The 24,678-nt window shown below is 54.9% G+C and carries 21 protein-coding genes; 16 read left to right on the top strand and 5 right to left on the bottom strand.

Annotated elements, in window-relative coordinates:
* Window positions 1-289 precede the first annotated feature (289 nt).
* The 9 genes from H6G07_RS00470 (at window position 290) to H6G07_RS00430 (ending at window position 9,180) form a co-directional block, all read left to right on the top strand.
* Window positions 290-2,089: a phosphodiester glycosidase family protein gene (locus tag H6G07_RS00470; protein WP_171972949.1), complete on the top strand. Its 1,800-nt coding sequence runs from the start codon at window positions 290-292 to the stop codon at window positions 2,087-2,089.
* 285 nt (window positions 2,090-2,374) lie between these two features.
* Window positions 2,375-2,794 carry a cupin domain-containing protein gene (locus H6G07_RS00465; protein ID WP_073606924.1) on the top strand — a complete coding sequence of 140 codons (420 nt, stop codon included), beginning with the start codon at window positions 2,375-2,377 and terminating at the stop codon, window positions 2,792-2,794.
* 92 nt (window positions 2,795-2,886) lie between these two features.
* Window positions 2,887-3,285 (top strand): HesB/IscA family protein, encoded by a 399-nt coding sequence (locus H6G07_RS00460; protein WP_073606925.1) that lies wholly within the window; start codon window positions 2,887-2,889, stop codon window positions 3,283-3,285.
* A gap of 131 nt (window positions 3,286-3,416) precedes the next feature.
* Complete coding sequence (rpsL, locus tag H6G07_RS00455; protein WP_073606926.1) at window positions 3,417-3,791, top strand: 30S ribosomal protein S12; 375 nt, start codon at window positions 3,417-3,419, stop codon at window positions 3,789-3,791.
* A gap of 188 nt (window positions 3,792-3,979) precedes the next feature.
* Window positions 3,980-4,450: a 30S ribosomal protein S7 gene (gene rpsG / locus H6G07_RS00450; RefSeq protein ID WP_073606927.1), complete on the top strand. Its 471-nt coding sequence runs from the start codon at window positions 3,980-3,982 to the stop codon at window positions 4,448-4,450.
* Window positions 4,451-4,576: 126 nt separating this feature from the next.
* On the top strand, window positions 4,577-6,652 hold the full coding sequence (gene fusA / locus H6G07_RS00445; protein ID WP_073606928.1) for an elongation factor G: 2,076 nt from the start codon (window positions 4,577-4,579) through the stop codon (window positions 6,650-6,652).
* Between the two features lie 23 nt (window positions 6,653-6,675).
* Window positions 6,676-7,905 (top strand): elongation factor Tu, encoded by a 1,230-nt coding sequence (tuf, locus tag H6G07_RS00440; RefSeq protein WP_073606929.1) that lies wholly within the window; start codon window positions 6,676-6,678, stop codon window positions 7,903-7,905.
* 110 nt (window positions 7,906-8,015) lie between these two features.
* On the top strand, window positions 8,016-8,333 hold the full coding sequence (rpsJ, locus tag H6G07_RS00435) for a 30S ribosomal protein S10 (protein WP_017300626.1): 318 nt from the start codon (window positions 8,016-8,018) through the stop codon (window positions 8,331-8,333).
* A gap of 205 nt (window positions 8,334-8,538) precedes the next feature.
* Complete coding sequence (locus H6G07_RS00430) at window positions 8,539-9,180, top strand: LON peptidase substrate-binding domain-containing protein (protein ID WP_073606930.1); 642 nt, start codon at window positions 8,539-8,541, stop codon at window positions 9,178-9,180.
* Here the strand turns inward: H6G07_RS00430 and pheA are convergent.
* Window positions 9,161-10,069, bottom strand: coding sequence for a prephenate dehydratase (gene pheA / locus H6G07_RS00425; protein WP_073606931.1), 909 nt, complete (start codon window positions 10,067-10,069; stop codon window positions 9,161-9,163). The two genes, H6G07_RS00430 and pheA, sit on opposite strands and share 20 nt — an antisense overlap.
* Before the next feature lie 197 nt (window positions 10,070-10,266).
* Here pheA and H6G07_RS00420 point away from each other — a divergent pair, with 197 nt between their 5' ends.
* Window positions 10,267-12,171 carry a polysaccharide deacetylase family protein gene (locus H6G07_RS00420; protein WP_084172859.1) on the top strand — a complete coding sequence of 635 codons (1,905 nt, stop codon included), beginning with the start codon at window positions 10,267-10,269 and terminating at the stop codon, window positions 12,169-12,171.
* 233 nt (window positions 12,172-12,404) lie between these two features.
* On the opposite strand, the gene psb32 is transcribed toward H6G07_RS00420, so the two are convergent.
* Together psb32 and H6G07_RS00410 are read right to left on the bottom strand one after the other, a co-directional pair.
* On the bottom strand, window positions 12,405-13,121 hold the full coding sequence (gene psb32 / locus H6G07_RS00415; RefSeq protein ID WP_084172860.1) for a photosystem II repair protein Psb32: 717 nt from the start codon (window positions 13,119-13,121) through the stop codon (window positions 12,405-12,407).
* 171 nt (window positions 13,122-13,292) lie between these two features.
* On the bottom strand, window positions 13,293-13,565 hold the full coding sequence (locus H6G07_RS00410; protein ID WP_073606932.1) for an Npun_R1517 family heterocyst differentiation transcriptional regulator: 273 nt from the start codon (window positions 13,563-13,565) through the stop codon (window positions 13,293-13,295).
* A gap of 650 nt (window positions 13,566-14,215) precedes the next feature.
* Between H6G07_RS00410 and H6G07_RS00405 the strand changes: the two genes are divergently transcribed.
* From H6G07_RS00405 to hpsU, 6 genes are all read left to right on the top strand, one after another.
* Complete coding sequence (locus tag H6G07_RS00405) at window positions 14,216-15,253, top strand: AEC family transporter (RefSeq protein WP_073606933.1); 1,038 nt, start codon at window positions 14,216-14,218, stop codon at window positions 15,251-15,253.
* 176 nt (window positions 15,254-15,429) lie between these two features.
* Window positions 15,430-17,070: an alpha-amylase gene (locus H6G07_RS00400; RefSeq protein ID WP_084172861.1), complete on the top strand. Its 1,641-nt coding sequence runs from the start codon at window positions 15,430-15,432 to the stop codon at window positions 17,068-17,070.
* Window positions 17,071-17,360: 290 nt separating this feature from the next.
* On the top strand, window positions 17,361-18,443 hold the full coding sequence (locus tag H6G07_RS00395) for a fatty acid desaturase (protein WP_073606934.1): 1,083 nt from the start codon (window positions 17,361-17,363) through the stop codon (window positions 18,441-18,443).
* Between the two features lie 158 nt (window positions 18,444-18,601).
* Window positions 18,602-19,540 (top strand): glycosyltransferase family 2 protein, encoded by a 939-nt coding sequence (locus tag H6G07_RS00390; RefSeq protein ID WP_171972950.1) that lies wholly within the window; start codon window positions 18,602-18,604, stop codon window positions 19,538-19,540.
* Between the two features lie 49 nt (window positions 19,541-19,589).
* Window positions 19,590-20,552, top strand: a complete 963-nt coding sequence (locus tag H6G07_RS00385; protein WP_073607071.1) for a glycosyltransferase family 2 protein — start codon at window positions 19,590-19,592, stop codon at window positions 20,550-20,552.
* A gap of 22 nt (window positions 20,553-20,574) precedes the next feature.
* Window positions 20,575-21,207, top strand: coding sequence for a hormogonium polysaccharide biosynthesis acetyltransferase HpsU (hpsU, locus tag H6G07_RS00380; protein ID WP_084172862.1), 633 nt, complete (start codon window positions 20,575-20,577; stop codon window positions 21,205-21,207).
* Between the two features lie 83 nt (window positions 21,208-21,290).
* Here hpsU and H6G07_RS00375 read toward each other — a convergent pair whose 3' ends face one another.
* Together H6G07_RS00375 and treY are read right to left on the bottom strand one after the other, a co-directional pair.
* On the bottom strand, window positions 21,291-21,674 hold the full coding sequence (locus H6G07_RS00375; RefSeq protein ID WP_073606936.1) for a hypothetical protein: 384 nt from the start codon (window positions 21,672-21,674) through the stop codon (window positions 21,291-21,293).
* Between the two features lie 124 nt (window positions 21,675-21,798).
* Entirely contained in the window at window positions 21,799-24,621 is a 2,823-nt protein-coding gene (treY, locus tag H6G07_RS00370; RefSeq protein WP_073607073.1) for a malto-oligosyltrehalose synthase, read from the bottom strand.
* Window positions 24,622-24,678 lie beyond the last annotated feature (57 nt).

Here is a 24,678-nt window from a genome sequence, read left to right as displayed (position 1 = left end):
CTGCAACTTGGTCAATTATCTCGGTCTATGGAGGGAACTAGGGGGAATGGCCCTAGTCATAAAGCATTAGTGCACTTAGTGCTTGATTTGTAATTTACAGACTTTATCAGTAGTTTACAAACCTTAGTCATAGCATGTAGACACAGCTTCTTAGAATTAAGCGGCAGTAACGGTAGCGATTGCTTCAAAATCCTCCACAGACAGCATTTGATGGCCTCGTAATTCTTCGCTTTGCCCCGTCAGCATTAGACCCTATACCGCGATGGTTTCTATGGTTAAATGGCCGACCTTGACCTTACGTTCTCGCTTTTGCCTGGGGCACCGCTGGGTGGTGGGAGGCTGGATTGGCTGGCTGGGTCTGAGTGCTGTGGCAGCGATCGCCCCCGCTCCTATTCTAGCGGTTCCCCCTGCCTCGCCAACGGCTGAGACAGCCATAGCCGGTGCTGCTGTGGCCCCTGTCGCCCAAGGCCAAACCTTGACTATCAACGGCAATCCCGTTACCGTTCCCTGGATAATGGCCAATGGTCAAATTGGCCTGGCCGACTACGGCTTGACTGCGTACCTAGGGGCCACCCTACTCAACAATAGTGACCCCAGTCGGCAGCCCGTGCAGTGGTTTACCGAGCCTGGCAGCCCTGTGGAACTCTCCGCCTGGGTTCAGGGCGGCTATCGGTTTCTTGACATCATGCCCCTGGCTACCCGCTATGGCTGGCAGGTGCAGCCCCAGGCGGGCACGTTGCAGATTACCACTGCTCCGGCCCAGGTGGTAGGGCTGCGACGCATTGCTCAACCTGGCGGTGAGCGCTTAATTGTAGACCTGTCAGGCCCAGTGCCCGCTGCCTTGGCCGACAGTGCCGATGCCCTGACCCTCACTTTGGGAGCTACCGCTGACAACCGGGTGATTGAGGATGCGATCGCCGCCCCCGCCGGATCTTATCTAGGAGCGTTGACCGTTTCTCCCACAAATGGCGGCATCCGCCTCCAGGCCAGCACCAGTTACCCGCCCCGTCTAGTCACCCAGGTCAATCCTCACCAGATCGCGATCGATATTCGTGCCGACCACCTTCAGCTCCACAGCATTGCTTGGGCTCCTGGATTGCGCTGGCAGCAGCGCTATGTCTCCGTCGCCGGTCAGCCGTTTCCCGTCTATTACTTACAAATTGACCCGACCCAGACTAGCCTGCGACCCATTTGGACTGATCCCACCACGGCGACGGGCACCGCTCCGTTGACGACCATTGCCCAAAGGTGGCAGGCCGCCGCTGCCATCAACGCCGGGTTCTTTAACCGTAATAACCAATATCCCCTCGGGGCCGTAAGGGCCAACAACACCTGGATCTCAGGCCCCATCCTCAGCCGTGGCGTGGTGGGGTGGAACGACCAGGGCCAGGTGCGTATGGAGCGACTGGCTCTACAGCAGACTCTTACTACTGCTAGCGGTCAAACCTATCCAGTGCTGGCGATCAACAGCGGCTATGTGCAAGCAGGCATCGGCCTCTACACCCCTGCCTGGGGGGCAACCTACCGTCCTGTGATCGAAAGCGAAACCGTGGTTACGGTGGTAGATGACGTGGTTACGGCCCAGCAGCCTGCGGCCACCATTGGCCCTGGAGGAATTTCAATCCCCCCCAACGGCTATCTACTGGCCCTGCGATCCTACGCTACCGCTGCCCAAGCCATGCCACCGGGGCAGCGGGTTACCATCGCGTCTGATCTCCTACCCGCGACGATGGCTCCCTTTCCCAACTTAATTGGTGGTGGGCCGTTGCTGATCCGCGATCGCGCCCTTGTGCTCAATGCCCAGCTAGAGCAGTTCAGCGCGGCCTTTGGCACTCAGGCAGCCCCCCGCAGCGCCATCGGCCTCACCGCCACCGGCGAAATTCTGCTGGTCGCCGTCCACAATAGCCCCCAAGGCCCAGGCCCTACCCTCGATCAGCTGGCTCAAATCATGCTTCAGCTGGGTAGCACCAACGCCCTCAATCTAGACGGCGGTAGCTCCGCCAGCCTCTATTTAGGCGGTCGGCTCATCAATCGCTCCCCCCGCACAGCAGCTAGGGTCAACAACGGCATCGGATTGTTTTTTCCGTAGCTTTTGGGGTTGCAGCGCCTTAGCCCCTGCCCCAAATTCTTTAAAACCTCAAAGTAGGTATAAAGAATTTGTGTTTTTGTGTCCTGCCCTGCCCAGTTGCTCCGCTCTGCCAGTGTGCGCTTGTTAGACTATTGCCTGAAAACCTCGCCCGAGTCTTGTGCATTTGAAACTCTTGGGCCAAAACAAAAGTCTAATCGTAATGGGCACCATAGGAAAAAGCGGTTTTCCCACGTCGCTGATCCCGCCACAGTCTTATACATTCAGGTTCTAGGAGAATTATTCGGCATGCCAAAACTACAAGAGTCGATTCAGCCCACCGCGTTGGCCCTGGCCACCAGCAATGGCCAAGAAATTGCCGAAACTGGGCTGCGTCCCTGGGGTTCTTATACCGTGCTCGAAGAGGGCCGAGGCTACAAAATTAAGCGAATTGAAGTCAAACCTGGGCACCGCCTTAGCCTACAGATGCACCACCATCGTAGTGAGCACTGGATTGTGGTATCTGGCACCGCCAAAGTGGTTTGCGGCGCAAACGAAATTCTTCTGTCTACCAACCAGTCTACCTACGTACCGCCCTGCACCCAGCACCGTCTAGAGAATGTTGGCGTTATTCCCCTGGTGCTGATCGAAGTTCAAAATGGCGAGTACCTAGGCGAAGACGATATTGTTCGTTTTCAGGACGACTATTCAAGGGCCGAAAATCTCTAGGTTATTGTGTGGCTAAATCCAGCCCGGTGAAAACGGCGGTGATGCTAAGCTCAGCATTATCGCCGTTTTTTGACCGTTACTGCCAAGTTCCCATGGTTCAAATTCGTCCTGCTGCTGCCCAAGAACTCAAACGACTGCTGCGTCGGCATGCTGCCCACGGAGCCGACTCTTCGTCTCAGTTGTTTCAGATCTACCTTGCCCTTGAGCCAGGCGGCTGCGCCGACTGGACCTACCGCCTGACTGCTGACATTGCCTCCCAGCGATCGCTGGTGACCCTAACCTGCGGCGATATCAGCCTTGCAGTGCCCATCGACCAAGTGGATTTAGTCCAAGACCTTACCATTGACTACGCCGAAGACTTGATGGGTGGCGGGTTTCGCTTTGTCAATCCTTTGGCCCAGCGCACTTGCGGCTGTGGCAATGCCTTTGCCTTAAGTGCTGACACTCCGGTCACTCAAGACTGCACCGCCGCTCATTTGCCAACGCCCTAGCAATCTAAATACCTCAAGCGAGCAACGCTCCAAGCTGTAGATTGTGGCGTTTGACCAAAGCTTCTTCAGAGTGGTAGCATTAGATCTTGTGAAAACTTGAGTCTTATCAGCCGTAGCAGCAAAAGCGTCCTATGCCCACGATTCAGCAACTCATCCGGAGTGAGCGCCAAAAAGCCGACAAAAAGACCAAATCTCCTGCCCTAAAGAGCTGTCCGCAGCGTCGGGGGGTTTGTACCCGTGTGTATACAACCACTCCTAAGAAGCCCAACTCGGCTCTGCGGAAAGTGGCTAGGGTGCGCTTAACCTCTGGGTTTGAGGTCACCGCTTACATCCCCGGCATTGGCCACAACCTTCAGGAACACTCCGTAGTCATGATTCGTGGTGGCCGGGTTAAGGATCTCCCTGGTGTTCGTTACCACATCATCCGTGGCACCCTTGACACCGCTGGCGTAAAAGATCGCCGTCAGGGGCGTTCTAAGTACGGGGCCAAGCGTCCTAAATCGTAAAAATAGGCAAGAGTGCTGGGTCAGCCGAGAACTTTCGCAGTCGGATGCATTGGTTTGCAAGTTAAACCCTTTGCTCTTGCTGTTTTTAAGTAACGAGCTGCTCTGGCCTAGTTTTTAGAGTTTGCCACTCTTAAGCATTGAGTTCATTTTGTCCGCGTAGCTAGCCTTCAATCACTGGAACTTGAATCATGTCTCGCCGCACCGTCATTCAAAAGCGCCCAATTCCGCCCGATTCTGTCTACAACAGCCGTCTTATCACGATGATGAGCCGCCGTCTGATGACCAGCGGTAAAAAGTCTCTGGCTGACAAAATCATCTACAACTCCTTCACGATTATCAAAGAGCGCAGTGGCGGTGATCCCTTGGATGTTTTTGAACGGGCCGTGCGTAATGCTTCTCCTCTGGTTGAGGTAAAAGCCCGTCGCGTGGGCGGTGCTACCTATCAAGTGCCCATGGAAGTTCGCTCTGAGCGCAGTGTTGCCCTGGCGTTGCGCTGGTTGACCCAGTTCGCTCGCCAGCGCCCCGGCAAGTCGATGGCTATCAAGCTGGCCAATGAACTGATGGATGCGGCCAACGAGACGGGCGGTGCAGTCCGCAAGCGTGAAGAGACTCACCGGATGGCAGAAGCGAACAAGGCCTTTGCTCACTACCGGTACTAAGTTGAAACGGTGATTGTGGTTGTAGAGCTTCTGCTCAATTGGCGATCGCTGTTTCTATTTCCTAGAATAAATTTGTTTGTTCGGGTTTGCCGAAGCGATCGGCTATAGAGCAAGGAGGAGGGAGCTGTGGTACGGACAACGCCCCTAGAGCGGGTAAGAAACATTGGGATTGCCGCACACATTGATGCTGGTAAAACCACCACCACAGAGCGCATCCTGTTCTACTCAGGCATGGTGCACAAAATTGGTGAGGTTCACGAAGGTACCGCCGTTACCGACTGGATGGAGCAAGAGCGGGAACGGGGGATCACCATCACGGCTGCGGCCATCACTACTAGCTGGCGAGACCACCAAATCAATATCATCGACACCCCTGGTCACGTCGACTTCACCATTGAAGTCGAGCGTTCTATGCGCGTCTTGGACGGGGTAATTGCTGTATTTGATTCGGTGGGAGGGGTGCAGCCCCAATCAGAAACCGTTTGGCGTCAAGCCAATCGCTATAGCGTTCCTCGCATCGCCTTTGTCAACAAGATGGATCGCACCGGAGCCGATTTCTTAAAAGTGTGCGGTCAGTTGCGCGATCGCTTAGGGGCAAATGCTGTACCGATTCAGATTCCCGTTGGGGCTGAGGGTGACTTCCAGGGCGTTGTCGATTTGGTTGCTATGCGCGCGCGCATCTATCACGACGATCTAGGTCAAAGCTTTGACGATACCGAGATACCAGCCGATGTCCAAGATGTGGCGGAGGAGTATCGAGCCAAGCTAGTTGAAGCGGTGGCTGAGACCGACGACGCCCTCATGGAAAAATACTTTGAAGGGCAACTGCTGTCTTCAGCCGAAATTGCCACTGCCCTGCGCAAGGGCACAATTCAAGGCACTATCGTACCGGTTCTGTGTGGCTCTGCCTTCAAAAACAAAGGGGTGCAGCTGCTGTTAGACGCGGTTGTGGATTATCTACCTTCTCCCATTGAGGTGCCGCCGATTCAGGGGCATTTGCCCAACGGTGAACTGGGTGAGCGGCCTGCCAACGACGATGCGCCTCTAGCCGCCCTGGCGTTTAAGATCATGGCCGATCCCTACGGACGCCTCACCTTTGTGCGGGTCTACTCTGGGGTGCTCAAAAAGGGCAGCTATATTTACAACGCCACCAAAGACAAAAAAGAGCGAATTTCTCGCCTCATCGTATTGAAAGCCGACGATCGCATCGAAGTTGACGAATTACGAGCCGGGGATCTGGGGGCTGCCATTGGACTCAAAGAAACCTTTACTGGTGACACCATTTGCGACCCTGCGGATCCCATTGTGCTGGAATCGCTCTTCGTGCCCGAGCCGGTTATCTCCGTAGCGGTAGAGCCCAAAACCAAGCAAGACATGGATAAGCTGTCCAAGGCTCTGCAATCCCTATCGGAGGAAGACCCCACTTTTCGAGTCAGCACTAACCCAGAGACTAACCAGACCGTGATCGCTGGCATGGGTGAGCTGCACCTTGATATTCTGGTTGACCGCATGCTGCGGGAGTTTAAGGTGGAAGCCAATATTGGTGCTCCCCAGGTGGCCTACCGAGAAACCATTCGCAAGGCTACAAGAGCTGAAGGCAAGTTTATTCGTCAGAGCGGCGGTAAAGGCCAGTATGGTCACGTGGTGGTTGAGGTAGAACCCTCTGAAGAAAGCAGTGGTTTTGAGTTTGTGTCTAAAATCGTTGGGGGAACGATTCCTAAAGAATATGTTTCCCCAGCTGAACAGGGCATGAAAGAAGCCTGCGAATCTGGTATCCTAGCTGGGTACCCCGTGATTGATTTAAAGGTTACTCTGGTCGATGGGTCTTACCACGATGTAGACTCATCAGAGATGGCCTTTAAAATTGCCGGGTCAATGGCGATGAAGGAAGCCGTCATGCAGGCGTCTCCCGTCCTTCTAGAGCCGATCATGAAGGTCGAGGTTGAAGTTCCAGAAGATTTTCTGGGTGACGTCATGGGAGATTTAAACTCCCGCCGTGGCCAGATCGAGGGTATGGGAACAGAGGTTGATGTTGCAAAGGTTACAGCCCATGTTCCCCTAGCTGAGATGTTTGGTTATGCTACCGACATCCGCTCTAAAACGCAGGGTCGGGGCATTTTTTCGATGGAGTTTAGCCACTATGGCGAGGTTCCTCGAAACGTGGCTGAGGCCATTATCTCTAAAAACACTGGGAACGCTTAGAAAGGAAAGGACACGTAACGTAAATGGCACGCGAAAAGTTTCAACGCAATAAACCCCACGTCAACATCGGCACTATCGGTCACGTTGACCATGGCAAAACCACTCTGACGGCTGCCATTACCATGACACTGGCGGCAGCCGGTGGCGCTAAAGCTCGCAAGTATGACGAGATCGATGCGGCACCTGAAGAAAAGGCTCGTGGTATCACCATCAACACCGCCCACGTGGAGTACGAGACTGAGACTCGCCACTACGCCCACGTTGACTGCCCCGGACACGCTGACTACGTCAAGAACATGATCACCGGCGCGGCTCAAATGGACGGAGCCATCCTGGTCTGTTCCGCTGCTGACGGCCCCATGCCCCAAACTCGGGAGCACATTCTGCTAGCTAAGCAGGTGGGTGTACCTAGCATTGTGGTGTTCTTGAACAAGCAAGACCAAGTTGATGACGAAGAGCTGCTAGAGCTAGTTGAGCTAGAGGTTCGCGAACTGCTCAGCTCCTACGACTTCCCTGGTGATGATATTCCTATCACCTCCGGCTCCGCTTTGCTGGCTGTGGAGGCTCTAACTGCTACCCCTGCCATTACCCGTGGTCAAAATGAGTGGGTCGACAAAATCCTGGCGCTGATGGACAGCGTCGATGATTATATTCCCACCCCTGAGCGCGATATCGACAAGCCTTTCCTGATGGCTGTTGAGGACGTGTTCTCGATTACAGGTCGCGGTACTGTAGCCACCGGGCGAATTGAGCGCGGCAAAATCAAGGTTGGTGAAACCGTTGAGTTGGTCGGCATTCGCGATACCCGTAGCACCACTGTTACTGGGGTTGAGATGTTTAAAAAGAGCCTTGAAGAAGGTATGGCCGGTGACAATGCTGGGCTGCTATTAAGAGGTCTTCAAAAAGAGGACATCGAGCGCGGCATGGTGTTGGCTAAGCCTGGTAGCATCACCCCTCATACCCAGTTTGAGTCTGAGGTTTACATCCTCAAGAAGGAAGAGGGCGGTCGTCACACCCCCTTCTTCCCTGGCTACAAGCCTCAGTTCTACGTGCGCACCACCGACGTGACCGGTAGCATCATCGCCTTCACCTCTGACGATGGTAGCGATGCTGAAATGGTTATGCCCGGCGATCGCATCAAGATGACCGTCGAACTTATTAACCCCATCGCTATTGAGCAGGGCATGCGCTTTGCAATTCGTGAAGGCGGACGCACTGTGGGCGCTGGCGTGGTTTCTAAAATCCTGAAGTAGTCTTCTCGTCTACTGTACTAAGGGCAGGAGTAAGCCTCCAAGGTTTGCTCCTGCCTTTCGTTTCCAAAGCTTTTGCCGCTGTACCTTGACAACCCATTCTTCTAAAACCTATGGCTACTATTCAGCAACAAAAAATTCGCATTCGTCTCAAAGCCTTTGATCGCAGACTGCTCGACACTTCCTGCGAAAAAATTGTGGATACCGCCAACCGTACTAACGCCACAGCTATTGGCCCTATCCCTTTGCCGACTAAGCGACGTATTTATTGCGTCCTTCGTTCTCCCCACGTAGATAAAGACTCACGAGAGCATTTTGAAAGCCGTACCCATCGCAGAATTATCGATATTTACCAGCCTTCTTCTAAAACTATTGATGCTTTGATGAAACTGGATCTGCCTGCTGGGGTTGATATCGAAGTCAAGCTCTAAGTCCTTATCTGCCGAACCCGCTAAATGTTTGATATTTGGCGGGTTTTTTGCGTTGATTAATTTTTGTTAGTTGGATTGAGCTAATCAAAGACTATGCCCTAAGCCGCAGCATTTAGCTGGGGAGTTGGGTTAGAATACCCCTATGTAAACAAGTGTTACAGTGCCGTGCCAGAGTGCGGTTTGCTTGAATTCGCAAGAGGCGATAATGTCATTCTCCGAGTCCATATCTGTGCGAGAACTACCGCTTTTTCCGTTACCTGAGCTGGTTTTATTCCCGGGGAGACATCTGCCGCTTCACGTGTTTGAGCCCCGTTACCGGATCATGATGAACACCGTTCTCCAGAGCGATCGCCGCTTTGGCGTGCTGATGCTCGACCCTGCTACGGGACAGCCAGCAAATGTAGGGTGTTGCGCTGAAATTCTTCACTACCAACGATTGCCTGATGATCGCCTTAAAATTCTTACCCTAGGCCAGCAGCGGTTTCGGGTTTTGAGTTACGTGCGCGATAAGCCCTATCGAGTTGGGCTAGTAGAATGGGTCGAAGATAAACCCACTAGTCAGGATCTCAGCCCGCTGGCCTCCGACGTGGATCAACTGCTGCGGGACGTGGTTCATTTATCAGCTAAGCTGACCAATCAGGAGATTGATCTGCCTGATAACATCCCCGATATTCCCATTGAACTGTCGTATTGGGTAGCTAGTAACCTGCACGGGGTGGCCCTTGAGCAGCAAGCCCTGCTTGAAATGGATGACACCAGCGTGAGGCTAGAACGTGAGGCTGAGATTTTAACCTCCACTCGCAATCACCTGGCAGCTCGTACTGCTCTTAAGGAAGTGCTTGAGTAGATTGAGTTCTAGCCTTGGCGGCGGCTAGGCTAGGGTCTGCGGTGACCACGTCATAGGTGCCAAAATTAACTAAGGATTCGGTACAGTCCAAAAGCTCGTTAAGGGCCTGCTGTCCTGTTTGACTATGAGCATCAGTCTCTAAATCGACAAAGAATAGGTATTCTCCCAGCGATCGCTTGGTAGGGCGCGACTCAATGCGGCTGAGATTGATGCCGGAGCGAGCAAATACGTCTAGCGGTTTGAGCAGAGCCCCAGGACTGTTCACCGGCAGGCTAAAGGCGAGAGAGGTGTAGCGGCCTTTGACCGGATTTTCTTCTCTTTTGTCGTCCTTAAGCACCCAAAACTTTGTGCAATTGTCAGAATGGTCGTTGATGTTGTGAACCAGGATCGGCAGGTTGTAGAGCTGGGCTGCCCATTCAGAAGAAATGGCGGCTACTGTACTGTTATCGGTTAAGTGGTCGAGGGCTTCTGTGGTAGAACGGGTGGCAACCAGGTTTGCCTGAGGCAGGTTGTGCTCGAGCCACCGCTGACACTGAGACAGCGCCTGGGGATGGGAAAAAACTGCCTCTATGGCGCTGAGGCAAGTCGCTTGAGATAGCAAGCCGTGGCGAATGGGCATGACTACGGCGTGGTGAATTTTGAGCTGCTGAAGCTGCCAAAGCGTATCTAGGGTGGTAGTAACTCCCCCTTCGGTAGAATTTTCAACCGGCACAATAGTCAGAGTCGTCATGCCTTCAGCAGTGGCCTGCATGGCTTTAGGGATGCTTGGAAAGGCTAATAGGTTAACCGGCAGGCTGCTGTCATGCTGCTCTAAGTTAAGGCTATAGGCTAAAGCCGCAAGCTGGGTGTAGGTGCCCTCAGGCCCTAGGTAGGCGATGGTGACGGTCATGAGGACTTGCAATAGCGGGCTTGTTTCATAGTAAGACGAGGCTGGCGCGATCGCGCCCTCTGACCACCGATCTTTGACCGACTTAAATTAACAGCTCTTTAACCGAAATGCGGCATACTCTGGGCGAACAAAGTCGACATTGCCCAGTAATATGTAATGGGTCTTAGGCGGGGCCTAACTTGGTGGGGAGTGGCGGAATGGTCAAGGGCGAAAAAAAGACAGACGGTGCTAAGCCGTCTAAAGTGCGAACACTGATTACGTTCGGGTCGGGAGCATTTTTGCTGGGGGCCGCAGTACCTTTGGCTGGCGCTCTTAGTACCGGCTTAATGAGCATTGGTGGCGTGGGGCTGGCCGCCCCTGCGGCCCTCGACCAGCCCCAGCCCCTCAATGCAGGTTTTCTGGCTCTAGCCGATGCCCCTGGAGTAGATGCATTTCCTACCGTGGTCAGCAGTGAGAGGCTTTGCCGTCGCCCTGTGGATCTAAATCAGGCTGGGGTCAGTAGCGCTATAGCGGGCGAAAGCCTCTTTCATGGTTCTAGCCCTAGCACTGCCGTAACCCGGGCTGCTGAGGCGATCGCCCAGCTAGGGGCTGCACCTTGGCCCAGTATCCATCCCCTAGCAGCCGAAGCTCGGGTTCCAGTGTTGATGTACCACGATGTCCTCGAGCCACCGGAGGTATTTTTTGACCTTACCCCCGCAGATTTTGAGTCTCACCTAAAAACCATATTAGATAATGGCCTAACGCCAATCAGCCCCGATCAGCTAGTTCAGCACTTGCGTACCGGTGTGGCCCTGCCCGAAAAACCGGTGCTGATTACCTTTGATGATGGCTATGCAGGCCATTACGAACATGTTTATCCGCTGCTGCAAAAGTATCAAGTACCGGCCACCTTTTTCGTCTTCCCCGGTAAGGTAGACGGCACCGTCGCTGGGCGCTCAACCCTTACCTGGGATCAGCTCAAGACCATGGCCGCTGACCCTTTAATAACCATTGCATCCCATAGTGTGACCCACCCCCCTGATTTGCGAACCCTCAGCGATGAAGAGTTAGCCTACGAAGTGGTTGAGTCGAAGCAGCAGTTAGAGGCCCAACTGGGTATCCCTATCCAGTACTTTAGCTATCCTACTGGGCACTACGATGAGCGGGTTGCCCAGGCCGTAGCCGATGCCGGTTATCTAGCCGGGTTTACGATGCGAGAGAGTGACGAAAAATTTGCTGGAGCCTCAGAGTCCCTGCTGACCATCGAGCGGTTTGGTCAATCCAATCTTCAGGCGCTGCTGGAGGTGGCTTGGGGTGGCCCTACTGCGGCTGGGGTGATGCCCGTCGTCGCCGATTCCGCGTTTAATTTTGCTACTCCCGTCGCTGTGCAAACGATCGATCAGGAGGATCAATCGTTTTCGTTAATTAGCGGTGGGCAGCCGGTTACTATCCACGCCAACAGTCGTTACCAATTGCCCGAGATGCTAGCGGGCAGCAACGTTGCCGGAGCGGTTGACGGGGGCTTTTTCTCCCTTAAGTACCTAGACTCCAACGTCATGATCGGTCCGGTTTTGAGCCAAAGCACGCGGCAGTTTGTGCCGGGCTATCCAGGGGAAACGCCTAAGCTCAATGGCCGCCCTCTAGTGCTAATTGCTCCTAACGAAGTTCAGTTTGTGCCCTTTGACGCTACTCGTCACAATACGCTGGCAGGTTTGGCCCAGGAGCTTCCTGGGGTAACCGATGCCTTTGTGGCGGCTGGCTGGCTAGTTAAGGATGGTTTGCCCCAGCCGGCTAGCAGTTTTGGCACTCTGTTTGACTACGATGCCCGTCGCCATCGGGCATTTTGGGGGATCAATACCGCCGGGCAGCCGGTGGTTGGCGTGACCCACACCATGGTGGATTCGGTACAGCTAGGTGAACTGCTGCACCAGGCCGGTCTGCGTGATGCCGTCATGCTTGACTCTGGAGCCAGCACCTCGCTGGCCTATCAGGGAGATTCTCTCGTAGGCTATACTCCGCGCCCGGTACCTCACCTGCTCGGACTGGTGCCTCCCGAAGCCAACGATGGTAGTCCCTGTCCTTTGGTGATCGATGAAGAAAACCCGACTACCATTAAGCGATAGAACGCATTGAGGTTTTGATTTTAGAACAGCGTTCTAAAATCAAAACCGGTTAATTCAGATTTTTCCGCAGACCTAAACTTGGGCCTAAAGCAAGTCTCATGGGATTGAGAACGTGTTGTTAGGTCAACCATTGAGACTATCCGATATGGCCGGAGCGACAACTCAAATCGCTTGCCTATCTTGACCTTGAGGCTTTGAAGAATTTATGGGTGTGAAGCAAGTGTTGTCTAGATTTAGTTGCCGAATCCAACGTACCAAAAATAGGTTGCCATCGGAATGACGGTAGCTAACACTAGCAAAACGATCAGAACCACTGTGCTATTGCCGCGGTTTTCGGCAGTTTCTTCGGCGGAGGCGAAGGTGCTTTCGCTGTCAAAGGAGTCGTCGAAGTTGGGCGGGCCGGGATCTGTTTGGCCGCCTAGTACGGCCCCGAGGCGATCGCTGGCGGCCAAAAACGACTGGTTGTATTTGTCGCCCTCCAACAGGGGAAACAGCACAGTTTCCTGGGCGACGCTAGTGGCGATGTCATCGGTGAGCAGGGTCGCAGCCTGATCGCCAACACGAATGCCCACGGTTTTGGTAACTTCGTCGAGAACTAGCAAGGTTTGGTTAGCTTGCTCTTCTGGGGTGGAGTACCAGCGCTCAAATAGCTTATCGGTAAAACTTTGAATAGTATCGCCGTAGTCAAAGTGGTGGATGGTGACAAGGCGCACCTCGTTGCCGGTTGCGGCTGCTAGATCGCTGAAACGGCTCGAGATTTTGTTTTCATTGATGCGGCTAATGATGTTGGCTTCGTCAACCACCCAGGTAGACTCGCCCGCCGCTACAGTGGGAACTTGGAAGACGGCTACGGCCTCAGCAGGCTCAGGGAATAACCCCAACACTAAAAACAGGGGTAAAACTAGGCCCAAGAGCGCGCTCCAGCAGTCCTGAATCCAGCGGCTATGCATTCGTTGGCAGGGGTAATTCTTCATAGGCCTCAGCTACAGCAATGACTGAGCCAGAGGGAACTTACCGGGTTCTACCCTGGCCTATTAATCAATATACGGGGCTGAGAGCCCTGAGGGAACTAGGTCGTTTTGTTTGCCCCCTGAAGCTCGCTAAACTGGGAGGTCTATGCTTCAGGCTGAGGGTAAGTTGCGCAGCCGAATGAGCTGCCGCCGCATCAGTGGCGATGCCTGGAGTTCGGCGACCTCGGCAACCTCTACTTGGGCGTCGAGCTGCTCTACAAACTCGTCGCTGCCGTAGGAAAAGGCATCGATTAGCTGTTCCAGTAGGTGCTCACGATCGGCCATGACGTGGCTTTCTTCTAAAATACGAAACTTGAGAGTGATGGCGCACTCATAAACGCCAACCTGAGGCTCAACCGGCGGACGGGGTGCAGACGTAGCCATAGTCAAATGTGTACTCCCTAACTAAGTATGAAAGGAGTCATCAAAGGAGACTGGGGGCTAGGGTGGTTGTCCTGCTGAGGGCTGGCAGGGGCATCGCAGCATGATGGGCTGTGGAGGATGATTCTACAGTCGGTAGCGGTGATGCAAACCCTATTGATGACGATGAGGTGGCTTTCGGCTGAAGCCGCTGCCTGTTGCTAGGCAGCAGCAGCGCAGATTGAACCACCTGATACCATCAAACCAAAAAAACTAGCTGACACTCGGTTTTTTAGCCTGTTTTTACGGGATTGATACAGTTTTGTGAGGCCAAGATTAATAGTATTGAAACTCGTCCGTATAATTTCCGAAGAAGCTGATTTTTTTATACTTTAAGCCCATCTTGGTGTTGTAATTGATTGTGTTTCGTTGGTATTTTTAGAATTAAGTTGTCGCCTAAAGGTCTCTCATAGGGTCACTTCAGCCTTTTTTAAGGTAGGTAAGAAACTAAGATCTAATGGATCAATGACAGTATTTGAAAACATGTTGAGCGAGCGGTGGTTGGCATTGAAGTTGTGTCTACGGCTGAAGCTGCGATCGCACTAAATCAGTGCCAACGTGACCAAAACTCCGTAGACTACTGAGTGGGGTAAGTGCCATAGCGAACTGCCAAAATGCGTGATTCTCTGATTCAAGCCTATCTCCCGCTGGTTATTTGGGTAGGACTAGGGGCTGGGCTGGGCCGATTTTTGCCAGCGGCGTTACCGCGATTGGTGGGGCGAGGGTTGTACTGGGTGGGCATTCCCCTCGAAATTTTTGCCCTGGCGCGTCAGACCCACTTCGCAGAAGATACGGGGCTAGCACCGCTGTATACCGTTGTGTCGCTGGGGCTGGGGCTGGGGCTCGGGTTGGCGGGGCTGGCTGTGGTGCGATCGCTAACCGCTCCCATCTCAGTTGAGGCCGCCGCCACTGACGTAGGGGTTGCCTTAGGGCCAGAGCTGCTCTCCCCGCAGGCCGTGGATCTGTCTCTGTGGCCCGACACCGGCACGATGACCTGGGCCGATAAGCCTCGCCAGGGCAGCTTTGTGCTGGCCGCTATGCTCGGCAATACGGGGTTTGTTGGGCTAGCCATTGTGCCTACTCTGGTCAGTGGTCCTTACCTAGGCTGGGCTGTGTTCTACAGCGTGACCCAAAACGTGGTTGGCACCTTTGGACTAGGAGTGTTTATAGCCAGCTGGTTTGGACGTGGTGCCCACGCTCAGTCGCGTTGGCAGCAGTTGCGTGACATGGTGACTGTGCCCTCGCTGTGGGCTTTTGGATTAGGCTCAGTCTCCCAGGTTTGGGCCTGGCCGCCCCTGATTGACGATGCGTTGCATCAGTCAGTGTGGCTGGTGATTCCGGTGGCGCTGGTGCTGATGGGTTTGCGGCTGAGCCAGCTACAGGGGTGGAGTAGTCTACAGCCAGCGCTGGTGCCAGCAATTCTCAAGGTGCTGGTGCTGCCTGCGATCGTCGGGGCTGTGACTTTGGGCGCAGGGCTGCCCAGGGATGCGGTGCTAGTGCTGGTGCTGATGTCAGGAATGCCGAGCGCGTTTGCTGGACTGATTTTGGCCGAAGAGTACGACCTTGACCGAGAACTGGCGGCAGCCAGCATTGCTCTATCTACAGGCGGTTTGCTGCTTACTGTTCCGCTGTGGCTTCTGGTTTTTGGCTAGAAATGTCGTGATATCCAAAACTCATGCGCCTTAATTCGTGTGGAGGTTAAGGGGCAGTAGGGCGAGATCCTAATAATTTGATTAGGGAAACCGATTTTTCTGGAGTTTAGCTTAGCTTTATCAAATTTTTAGACTTTACTCCTATTCTGGTGGAAAATCATTCCCCTGGGGGCGCTATGTCTAATCCCTTTCGGCAGCTCAAGGATACGTTTAAGGCGATCGGCTCTAAGCCCACTACCCCCGAAGGATCGGCAACTGCTAAAGCGTCTCTACAGGAATGGCTGGAGGCTAACGCCGATGCATTGCGGAGTCGGCGCAGGCAAGGGGAGTTTAACGGCACCATGATGCAGTACTTTCACTGGTATACTGCCGCCGACGGTAGCCACTGGAATCGAGTCAAGGATGAGGCTGAGGCCCTCGCCAATGCTGGCATTACCGCCCTATGGCTGCCGCCTGCTTACAAAGGCATTGGCGGGGGTTACGATGTCGGCTATGGAGTCTATGACCTGTTTGACCTGGGGGAATTTGACCAACAGGGCACAGTGCGGACGAAGTATGGCACTAAGGATGAGTATGTTGCGGCGGTCAAAGCCTGTCGCGATTTAGGGATTAACATCTACGCCGATGTGGTGTTCAACCATAAAATGGCAGCTGATAGTGAAGAGGAATTTAACGCGATTCCGATGGATCCGGGTAATCGCCACCGTGCCCTGGGAGATATGCGCAAGATCAAATCGTGGACAGGGTTTACCTTTCCTGGGCGGGGCGATAAGTACTCGAGCATGAAGTGGCATTGGTATCACTTTGACGGCGTTGACTACAACAGCTATGAACCCAACTACAAAGCCGTATGGCTGGTTGAAGGTAAGTCCTTTGAAGACAAGGTGAGCTGGGAACTCGGCAGCTTTGACTACCTGATGGGCTGTGATCTGGATATCGAGCATCCTGAGGTGAGCGGCGAGTTGAAGTACTGGGGCGAGTGGATGCTCGACCACATTGGGGTAGACGGGTTTCGCGTAGACGCTATCAAACACATCTGCGGTGACTTCTTCGTGGATTGGCTGGCCCACTTGGAAAACTATGCCCAGCGCGATCTATTTTGTGTGGGTGAATATTGGACCTATGACATGGGAGCGCTGAGCTGGTATGCCGGCAACTCTGGCGGGCAACTCGACTTATTTGACGCGCCGCTACACCACAACTTTTATAAAGCCAGTAGGGCCGGCAACAGCTACGACCTGCGCACCATCTTTGACAACACCGTGGTTAAAGAGATGCCGCTGCTGGCTGTCACCCTGGTCGAAAATCACGATACCCAGCCCCTGCAAGCCCTGGAGTCGGTGGTTGAGGCCTGGTTCAAGCCCCTGGCCTACGCGCTGATTTTGCTGCGCCAGGATGGCTATCCCTGTATTTTCTACTGCGACTATTACGGTGCTCACTATGTAGATAAGGGTCGCGATGGCAACGAATACGAAATTTGGATGGACTCCCATCGGGAGATTTTGGATCGGCTACTGATTGGCCGCAAGCACTTTGCCTATGGCCCCCAGTACGACTATTTTGACCATCCCAATGTGGTGGGCTGGACGCGCCTTGGCTCTGAGACCCACCCCCATGCTATGGCGGTGCTGCTGAGCAACGGGTCAGAGGGCACCAAATGGATGGAGGTGGGCAAGCCCAACACCACGTTCTACGACTTGACTGGGCATGTTTCTCAAACTATCACTACCAATGGCGATGGATGGGCTGAGTTTCGCTGCAATGGTGGGTCGGTGTCGGTGTGGGTAGAGGAGCACCCTGTGCTGAGCTCTCTCTAAAGACTGCTGCTGGTTTGAGAGGGGCGATCGCCCCTCCTAAAAACCCTAAGAACCACAGCACGGGATGCGCGATCGCACTGATAGCGCCCATCGGTAGTCCCAACAGATAGGCTCAGGACTCTCGCCAACCATTTTTTCTTCGGTTAACCCAAAAGGTTGCTTTAACTTACTGACTATGCTTCGCCATCGCGGGATAGAATTTTATGCCGCGAAAAGTTAAGCTGTGTAACGCCCGCTCATTTTTTTGGAAGCAGCTGGGCGTTCGTCTCTATGGTTAAATTGGTACTTTCGTGCAAGTAGATCGTGCTCCGACCGGAGCTACAGACGCAGAATTTTCGGCCTACGTTCGCTCAGCTCAGGAGCTAGACTTTACCCTTCAAGATCTCAAAGCGGCGATTCCGACCCATTGTTTTCAGTCTTCCGTAATTAAGTCGCTGGCCTACCTCTTCTTGGATTTGGGGATTATTGCGGCGCTGTACGCCGTTGCCCACGCAGTCAATTCTTGGCTGTTTTTCCCGGTATTTTGGCTGGCTCAGGGCACCATGTTCTGGGCTCTTTTTGTGGTCGGTCACGACTGCGGCCACGGCTCGTTTTCGCGCTACAAGTGGCTGAACAACTTGGTTGGTCACCTATCCCACACGCCTATTCTGGTGCCTTACCACGGCTGGCGCATTAGTCACCGCACCCATCACGCCAACACAGGCAACCTCGACACTGACGAAAGTTGGTACCCAATAGATGAGTCGACCTATCAAGCGATGCCCAAAGCGCAAAAGATGGTGCGTTTCTATGGAGCATTGTTTGCCTATCCGTTCTATCTGTTCTTTCGGTCGTCGGGGCGCAGTGGCTCTCACTTCATGCCCAACAGTCCGCTGTTTCGCCCCTCTGAGCGGCGTGACGTGTTGGTGAGCACGCTGTGCTGGTCGGCCATGGTCGTGTTTTTGGCCTGGGTAGGGTTAACCCAGGGGCTATTGTTTTTGGCGACTTACTATATCGCTCCCTACTTAGTATTTATCGTGTGGCTTGATCTAGTGACGTTCTTGCACCACACCGAGCCCGATATTCCCTGGTATCGAGGGGACGAGTGGTACTTTCTCAAGGGGGCGCTGTCGACCATTGACCGCGACTATGGGTTTATCAACCCCATTCACCACAACATTGGCACCCATGTGGCCCACCACATTTTCTTGGGCATTCCCCACTATCACCTGAAGACGGCAACAGAGGCCATTAAGCCAATTTTGGGCGATTATTACCGTCGCTCTGATGAGCCGGTGTGGAAAAGCTTTGCCCGATCGTTCTGGGCCTGTCACTATGTGGCGGATCAAGGGGCGAAGGTCTACTACCAACCCCACCCTAGCTACCGCCAGTAGCCGGTTGCCGGTGTCCGTCGCATCACAGACGGGGGGCTTCGGTAGTCTATAGACTGAAATGGGCAGTTTAGAATCAGCGCGGTTCTAGGCTGCCCATTGTGGCGTTTGGACAGGGCGGGAGATATTAGTTTGGCAGCCCTACGGCAATAGTGTTGATGATGACTCAGCCCCTAATTTCAGCCATTATTTGTACCCACAACCGGGCTCGCTACCTAGGGGCAGCGATCGCCAGCCTGCTGGCGCAAACCTACGCCGCCTACGAAATTATTGTGGTGGACAACGCCTCGACGGATGACACCAAGGCCGTAGTCGAAACCTACCTACCCCATCCGGCGTTGACCTATGTCTATGAGAGCACCCTGGGGCTATCGGCAGCGCGCAACCGGGGTGCGGCGATCGCCCGTGGCACTATTCTCGCCTACCTCGACGACGATGCCGAAGCCTCTCCCCACTGGCTGGTCGCCCTAGCGGAAGCCTTTGAGCAGCATCCCAAAGCGGCGATCGCGGGTGGCTACGTCAGCCTGATCTGGCCGCAGGATATGACTCCGCCTCGCTGGCTGTCGTCCACGCTGTCTGAGAGCCTAGGGGCCTACGATTTGGGCACGACGACGCGACTGATCACTAACCCCGGTCAAACTCCCCGAGGGCTCAACTACGGGGTCAAAAAAAGCTTTCTAGAGGCTGTGGGTGGCTTTGACCCGCAGCTTGGTCGAGTAGGCAAAAACCTGCTCTCCAACGAAGAACTGCACCTGACTCAGCTAGCCCTGGCCGCTGGGCATGAGGTTTTGTTTGTGCCCCAGGCACAGGTGGCCCACAACGTGGCTCCTGAACGGCTGCGTCGGGGCTGGTTTTTGCGCCGCAGCTGGTGGCAGGGCATCAGCGAATGCTACCGCGAGCAGCTCAGCCACACCCTGACCCTGGAACGGGTGCGGGTGCGGAGCCTGTGTTTGCTGCGGGGGGTGGTTAAGGCCGGGCGCTACTGGTCTGATCCAGCGCTGCGGTTTGAAAATTTGGTCTATGCCTACGGGCAGTTGGCCTACGTGGTCAGCGGTCTGCGCCACCTATGGCCTCGTCCTAGGGCGAAGGTCTGCCCCTAAGCACCGCCCGGCGTTTGTTGAGTAAATCCTTCGTGTAATGGAATTCACCATGGCTAAGACGACCCCTAAAGTCCCCATCTCTGTGCTGATTCCGGCTAAGGATGAGGAGCAAAATCTGCCCGCCTGTCTGGCCAGCCTAGAGCGGGCGGCAGAGATTTTTGTGGTGGATTCAAATAGCAGCGATCGCAGCATCGCGATCGCCACCGCTGCTGGAGCCAAGGTGGTGCAGTTTGACTTCAACGGCCACTGGCCCAAAAAGAAAAACTGGGCCTTAGACAACTTGCCCTTTAGCCACGAGTGGGTGCTGATTGTCGACTGCGACGAGCGCATTACCCCAGAACTGTGGGACGAAATTGCGATCGCCATTCAGCGGGCCGAGTTTGACGGCTACTACCTCAACCGTCGGGTATTTTTTCTTGGCACCTGGATTCGCCACGGTGGCAAATACCCCGACTGGAACCTGCGCCTGTTTCGCCACCAAAAAGGCCGCTACGAAAACCTGCAAACCGCCGACATTCCCAACACGGGCGACAACGAAGTGCACGAGCACGTGATGATCGAGGGGGCCGTCGGCTACCTGAAGCAGGACATGCTCCACGAAGACTTTCGCGATTTGTATCACTGGCTAGCTCGCCACAACCGCTACTCCAACTGGGAGGCCCAGGTCTACTACAACCTGCTCACCGGCATGGGCGACGGCGGCACCATCGGCGCAAATTTGTTTGGCGATGCGGTGCAGCGCAAGCGATTTCTCAAGAAAATCTGGGTGCGACTGCCCTTTAAACCGATGCTGCGGTTTGTTCTGTTCTATGTGTTGCGGCTAGGCTTTTTAGACGGGCGGGCGGGCTATATCTATGGGCGACTGCTGAGCCAGTATGAGTATCAGATTGGGGTAAAACTGTTTGAGCTGCGGCGGTTTGGTGGGCAGCTCAATGTCACTCCTAAAGAAACTGCGCCCCTGCCTCAGCCAGCGGTTCAATCATCGATTATTTCGGTAGAATCAGCCCCTTAAGACCTCTTGATGGCGGCTGCCCATGACGGTTCCCCCTGATTTAAATTCCAGCCCTTTGGATAGCAGTGGCGATTCGCGAAGCGATCCCGGCGGGAAACGCCCCTGGGTGCGGCTCGATGCCTACGACCAGTCGTGGTACAAACCAGGGCGATCGAAGGTCGTCATTCTGATGTGGTGGCTGTTGCAGGCGGTGGTCTTTCCCCTTACGCCCCATGCCTCCCACGGGCCGAGGCGCTGGCTGCTGCGCCGGTTTGGGGCCACCGTTGGCCGAGGTGTGGTGATTCGCCCCACCGCTCGGTTCACCTATCCCTGGAACGTGAGCATCGGCGACCATAGCTGGATCGGGGATAACGTGGTGCTCTACAGTCTGGCTCAGATCACTGTTGGCCAGCACTGCGTAATCTCACAAAAGAGCTACCTCTGCACCGGCAGCCACGATATTCACGACCCTCATTTTGGCTTGATAGTTGCGCCAGTGAACATTGAAAATGGTGCTTGGGTGGCGACCGACTGCTTTGTGGCCCCTGGAGTAACGGTGGGGGCCAATAGCGTAGTGGGAGCACGCAGCAGCGTATTGAAGTCGTTGCCGTCAGGGCAAATCTGTTACGGTAACCCCTGTCGCGCTGTAGCACCACGACAGATGGCGAGTGACTAAGGCTGAAATGCGCGATCGCTCAATCAATTCAGCTTTGATAAACAAAGCCCCTGCCGAATGTCAGTTCAATGGGTTTGCTAAACTTACTCTGAGATGTGCTTGAGCACTCGCTTGTCGGTAGCAGATAGCACATCTTCTCCAGATTCCTCTGCTTGACGGGCGCGATCGCCCAATTCCTTCATTTTTTGGCTAGCGGCGTCTCGGCCACGCTCGATAGCTTGGTTGCGGGGTTCAGTCTTGCCACTGATCTTCTTGGTAGTGTCAAGCCCACCGTAGACATTTTCTGAGAGGTTTTCTGCTTGGTTAGCAGCCTGTTCGAGCTGAATGGGTGCTGGCTCAACCTCGACGCCCTTGGCCTGGCTGGCTGGGGATAGGGTCGTGCTCCAAAGAATTAACCCAATGGCGATCGTGACAATACCAGCGCCGATCGCAGAACTCAGTATAAATATCCGCTTGCGAACGCCCATAGTGACTCCTGTGCAACGCCTTTAGCTTAGGCAAGAGGCCTGACTTTGCCATCCTTCTGCGGGGAGACAGTGGGTGGGGCGATCGCATTAGCCCCCCACAAAGGGGGCTAATGCAACCTCCTTCTTAGGGTTCAGCGGCGGCCTCTGGGGTTGGCTGGTCGGCTGCTGTGCCCACCAAGATAGCGACTGGGAAGGTGGCCAACAGATCTGATAGGGCGGCATCTTCGGTGGTCGTCACTGATGCGCCCGTGATCCAGTTTTGCCAATGCTGAACGCCGCTGGGCAGGGCCAGGGTGGTGTCGCCCCAAACTTTGCCGATCGGGTATTCGCCAGGTTCGATGCGGCTGGTGAGAAAGCGGGGGGCGATCGCCACCACCCACTGATTGCCCCACTGGCGGGCAAAAGCCAAAATGTGATCTTCGGCATCGCCACGGGCAAATAGCGGTTGGTAGTCGCCCCGCTCAAACAGCTCGGAGTAGGCCTGCCGCGCGGCCAGCCCGCGATGGGTGACCCACAGTTTAATGCGGCCATCCTGGCGATATTCCAGCAGGTTTTTGAGCAGGGCAGCGCGATCGCCCTCGGCCCACTGCTGCAACTCGTTGAGCCAGTGACGCCGCCGGTCGTAGTCCACCGGGCGGCGGTTGTCGGGGTCAACCAGGCTAAAGTCCCACAGTTCTTGGCCCTGGTAGAGGTCGGGCACTCCCGGTAGCGCCAGTTTGAGCACCACCTGGGAGAGCGAGTTGTAGATGCCGTAGTCGGCAATGCGCTGCTGAAACTTGCGAAACTCTGGCAGAAAGTTGTTTTTGTCGCCGGGGGTCAAAATGGCGCGGGCAAAGGCCACATAGCCCTCTTCGTAGTCGGCATCGGGACGCAGCCAGGCGGTGTGCACCTTGGCCTCGCGCACGGCTTTGACTACATAGTCGGCGACGCGATCGCTAAAGCTGGGCAGCTCGCTCTCGTCAAACGGAAACGCCCCCACCAGGGTTTGGTAGAGGAAATATTCGTCGTTGGCGTCGGGCACCACCTGGTCGCGCACCACAGTTTTGTGGCTGCCGTTGAGGCTGCGCCACAGGTTAACCGCCGTCTGCCAGTCGTTCGGCAGCTCAGAGAGCACGTTGAGCCGAGCGCGTACGTCTTCGCTGCGCTTGGTATCGTGGGTCGAGCTGGCGTTCATGGCGTGGGGCCATTGGTGCTGTCGCTGCTGCTGCCGCTGGTGAAACTGCCGCATAGAGAGGCCAAAGTGTCCCGGCGTGCCGCCCACCTCATTCAGGCTGATAAAGCGGTTGTAGCCGTAGAACAGGGTGTCTTCTAGGCCTTTGGCCATCAGCGGGCCGGTAAACTGCTGTAGGCGCATGACGAAATGCAGCCACTGGGCCTTTTCTTCCTCGGGCAATGAGCCTTCAAAGTTGAGCGATAGGAACCGTTCGATTAAATTCAGCTCGTTGATTAGCTGAGGAATGCGCTTGCGGGCGGCCTCGATCGCCTCCTGCACGTAGGCCAGGTCGCGCTCGGAGATCTTCTCCTGGTTGACGTAGGTGCAGTAGATCGGAAAGGCAATCAGCACCTCTTCGATCGCGGTGCGCAGGCCGTAGAGGGTGAGGTCGCGTCCGTAGCGATATTGCTGACAGACGCGCTTGAGAAACCGGGCCAGGTTGTTGATGTCGCCGACCAGGTTGGTCTCGGCAATCAGCCGCTTTTTGGCGGCCACCAGGTCGGGGTAGGGGGTGGTTTCGCCGGTCAGCTGCTGGTAGATGTGGGTAAAGGCGTCTTGGTTGTCTTGTTGGCAAAACACGCCGTTGAGCTGAATCAGCGAGTCGTAGCCCGAGGTGCCCTGAATCGGCCATTCACTGGGCAGGGTTTCTTCGTCTTCGAGAATTTTTTCGATGACGATGTAGGTGTCGCCCAGCCTTTCGCGCAGCCGCTCCAGGTAGCGGGTGGGGTCGTAAAGCCCGTCGATGTGGTCGATTCTGACGCCGGTAAAATCGCCGGTTTTGACTAACTTACAGATCAGGTCGTGGGTCTGCTCGAAGACCTCTTCGTTGTCGATTTTGAGGCAGATCAGCTCGTTGACGGTGAAAAAGCGGCGATAGTTGAGTTCCTCAGCCCCCACCTTCCAAAACGACAGCCGGTAGAACTGCTCTGACAGCAGCTCGTCGAGCAGGTCAAAGCTGCTGGGCTGGTCGGGGGTGCCGTTAAAGATCACCAGGTTTTGGTCAATGAACTCGCGGACGGCGTCGCTCTCCTGGTAAACATCCCACAGCAGACCTTTGGCGAACTGGGCCTGGTCGCGATACTCCCGGCCTTTGAGATCGACGATCGCATTTTTGACCAGGTAGAGAATGCCGGAAATTTTAACGAAGGTGCGATCGCTGGTGTCGAGCTGCTGCGCTAGCCGCCCCGACTGATAGCTCAAAAACCGCCCATAGGATTCGATGCGCACCGGAAACCGCAGGCCGTAGTAGTTGACGCTCAGCCCAGTTTCGTCGTAGCTGAGCTGAATCTCGCCCCGCTCTAGGCAGCGATCGTAAAAATCGCCCAGCATGGGGGCTAAGACCCGACCCCCCAGTTCCTCTGGCCCTTCCCACTCAATGTCGAAGAAGTTGAAATATTCTGAGTCGGGGCCGTACTCCATGATGTCCATGAGGTAGGGGTTTTGGCCGTCATAGGCCATGTGGTTGGGCACAATGTCTTGCAGCCAGCCCAGCCCGTGGTGGTGCACCGTATCGATCAGCGGCTGGAACCCCGCTTCGCCCCCCAGCTCGGGGTTGAGCTGGGTGGGGTCAACCACGTCGTAGCCGTGGGTACTGCCCTTTCGCGCCTTGAAAATCGGCGAGGCGTAGACATCTGAAACCCCAAGGTTTTTGAGATATTCCACAATATCTTGGGCCGCAGCAAACCCAAAATCTGGGTTGAACTGAAGCCGGTAGGTCGCGATAGGAATACGCATGGCGAACTCAGAAAGGATGAACGATGAAATAATCTGTGCCAGGCCGGCATTGACGTT

This window comes from Phormidium tenue FACHB-1052, from assembly GCF_014696675.1.
Classification (GTDB): domain Bacteria; phylum Cyanobacteriota; class Cyanobacteriia; order Phormidesmidales; family Phormidesmidaceae; genus Nodosilinea; species Nodosilinea tenuis_A.
Note: the sequence above shows the minus strand (reverse complement) of the source record. Positions and strands in the feature narration are given on the sequence as shown.

Bases quoted from the DNA above. Each gene is read 5' to 3' on its own strand.
- H6G07_RS00465 (WP_073606924.1), top strand. From the start codon at position 2,375: ATGCCAAAACTACAAGAGTCGATTCAGCCCACCGCGTTGGCCCTGGCC.
- H6G07_RS00460 (WP_073606925.1), top strand. From the start codon at position 2,887: ATGGTTCAAATTCGTCCTGCTGCTGCCCAAGAACTCAAACGACTGCTG.
- rpsL (WP_073606926.1), top strand. From the start codon at position 3,417: ATGCCCACGATTCAGCAACTCATCCGGAGTGAGCGCCAAAAAGCCGAC.
- rpsG (WP_073606927.1), top strand. From the start codon at position 3,980: ATGTCTCGCCGCACCGTCATTCAAAAGCGCCCAATTCCGCCCGATTCT.
- tuf (WP_073606929.1), top strand. From the start codon at position 6,676: ATGGCACGCGAAAAGTTTCAACGCAATAAACCCCACGTCAACATCGGC.
- rpsJ (WP_017300626.1), top strand. From the start codon at position 8,016: ATGGCTACTATTCAGCAACAAAAAATTCGCATTCGTCTCAAAGCCTTT.
- H6G07_RS00430 (WP_073606930.1), top strand. From the start codon at position 8,539: ATGTCATTCTCCGAGTCCATATCTGTGCGAGAACTACCGCTTTTTCCG.
- pheA (WP_073606931.1), bottom strand. From the start codon at position 10,069: ATGACCGTCACCATCGCCTACCTAGGGCCTGAGGGCACCTACACCCAG.
- H6G07_RS00420 (WP_084172859.1), top strand. From the start codon at position 10,267: ATGGTCAAGGGCGAAAAAAAGACAGACGGTGCTAAGCCGTCTAAAGTG.
- psb32 (WP_084172860.1), bottom strand. From the start codon at position 13,121: ATGCATAGCCGCTGGATTCAGGACTGCTGGAGCGCGCTCTTGGGCCTA.
- H6G07_RS00410 (WP_073606932.1), bottom strand. From the start codon at position 13,565: ATGGCTACGTCTGCACCCCGTCCGCCGGTTGAGCCTCAGGTTGGCGTT.
- H6G07_RS00405 (WP_073606933.1), top strand. From the start codon at position 14,216: ATGCGTGATTCTCTGATTCAAGCCTATCTCCCGCTGGTTATTTGGGTA.
- H6G07_RS00400 (WP_084172861.1), top strand. From the start codon at position 15,430: ATGTCTAATCCCTTTCGGCAGCTCAAGGATACGTTTAAGGCGATCGGC.
- H6G07_RS00390 (WP_171972950.1), top strand. From the start codon at position 18,602: ATGACTCAGCCCCTAATTTCAGCCATTATTTGTACCCACAACCGGGCT.
- H6G07_RS00385 (WP_073607071.1), top strand. From the start codon at position 19,590: ATGGCTAAGACGACCCCTAAAGTCCCCATCTCTGTGCTGATTCCGGCT.
- hpsU (WP_084172862.1), top strand. From the start codon at position 20,575: ATGACGGTTCCCCCTGATTTAAATTCCAGCCCTTTGGATAGCAGTGGC.
- H6G07_RS00375 (WP_073606936.1), bottom strand. From the start codon at position 21,674: ATGGGCGTTCGCAAGCGGATATTTATACTGAGTTCTGCGATCGGCGCT.
- treY (WP_073607073.1), bottom strand. From the start codon at position 24,621: ATGCGTATTCCTATCGCGACCTACCGGCTTCAGTTCAACCCAGATTTT.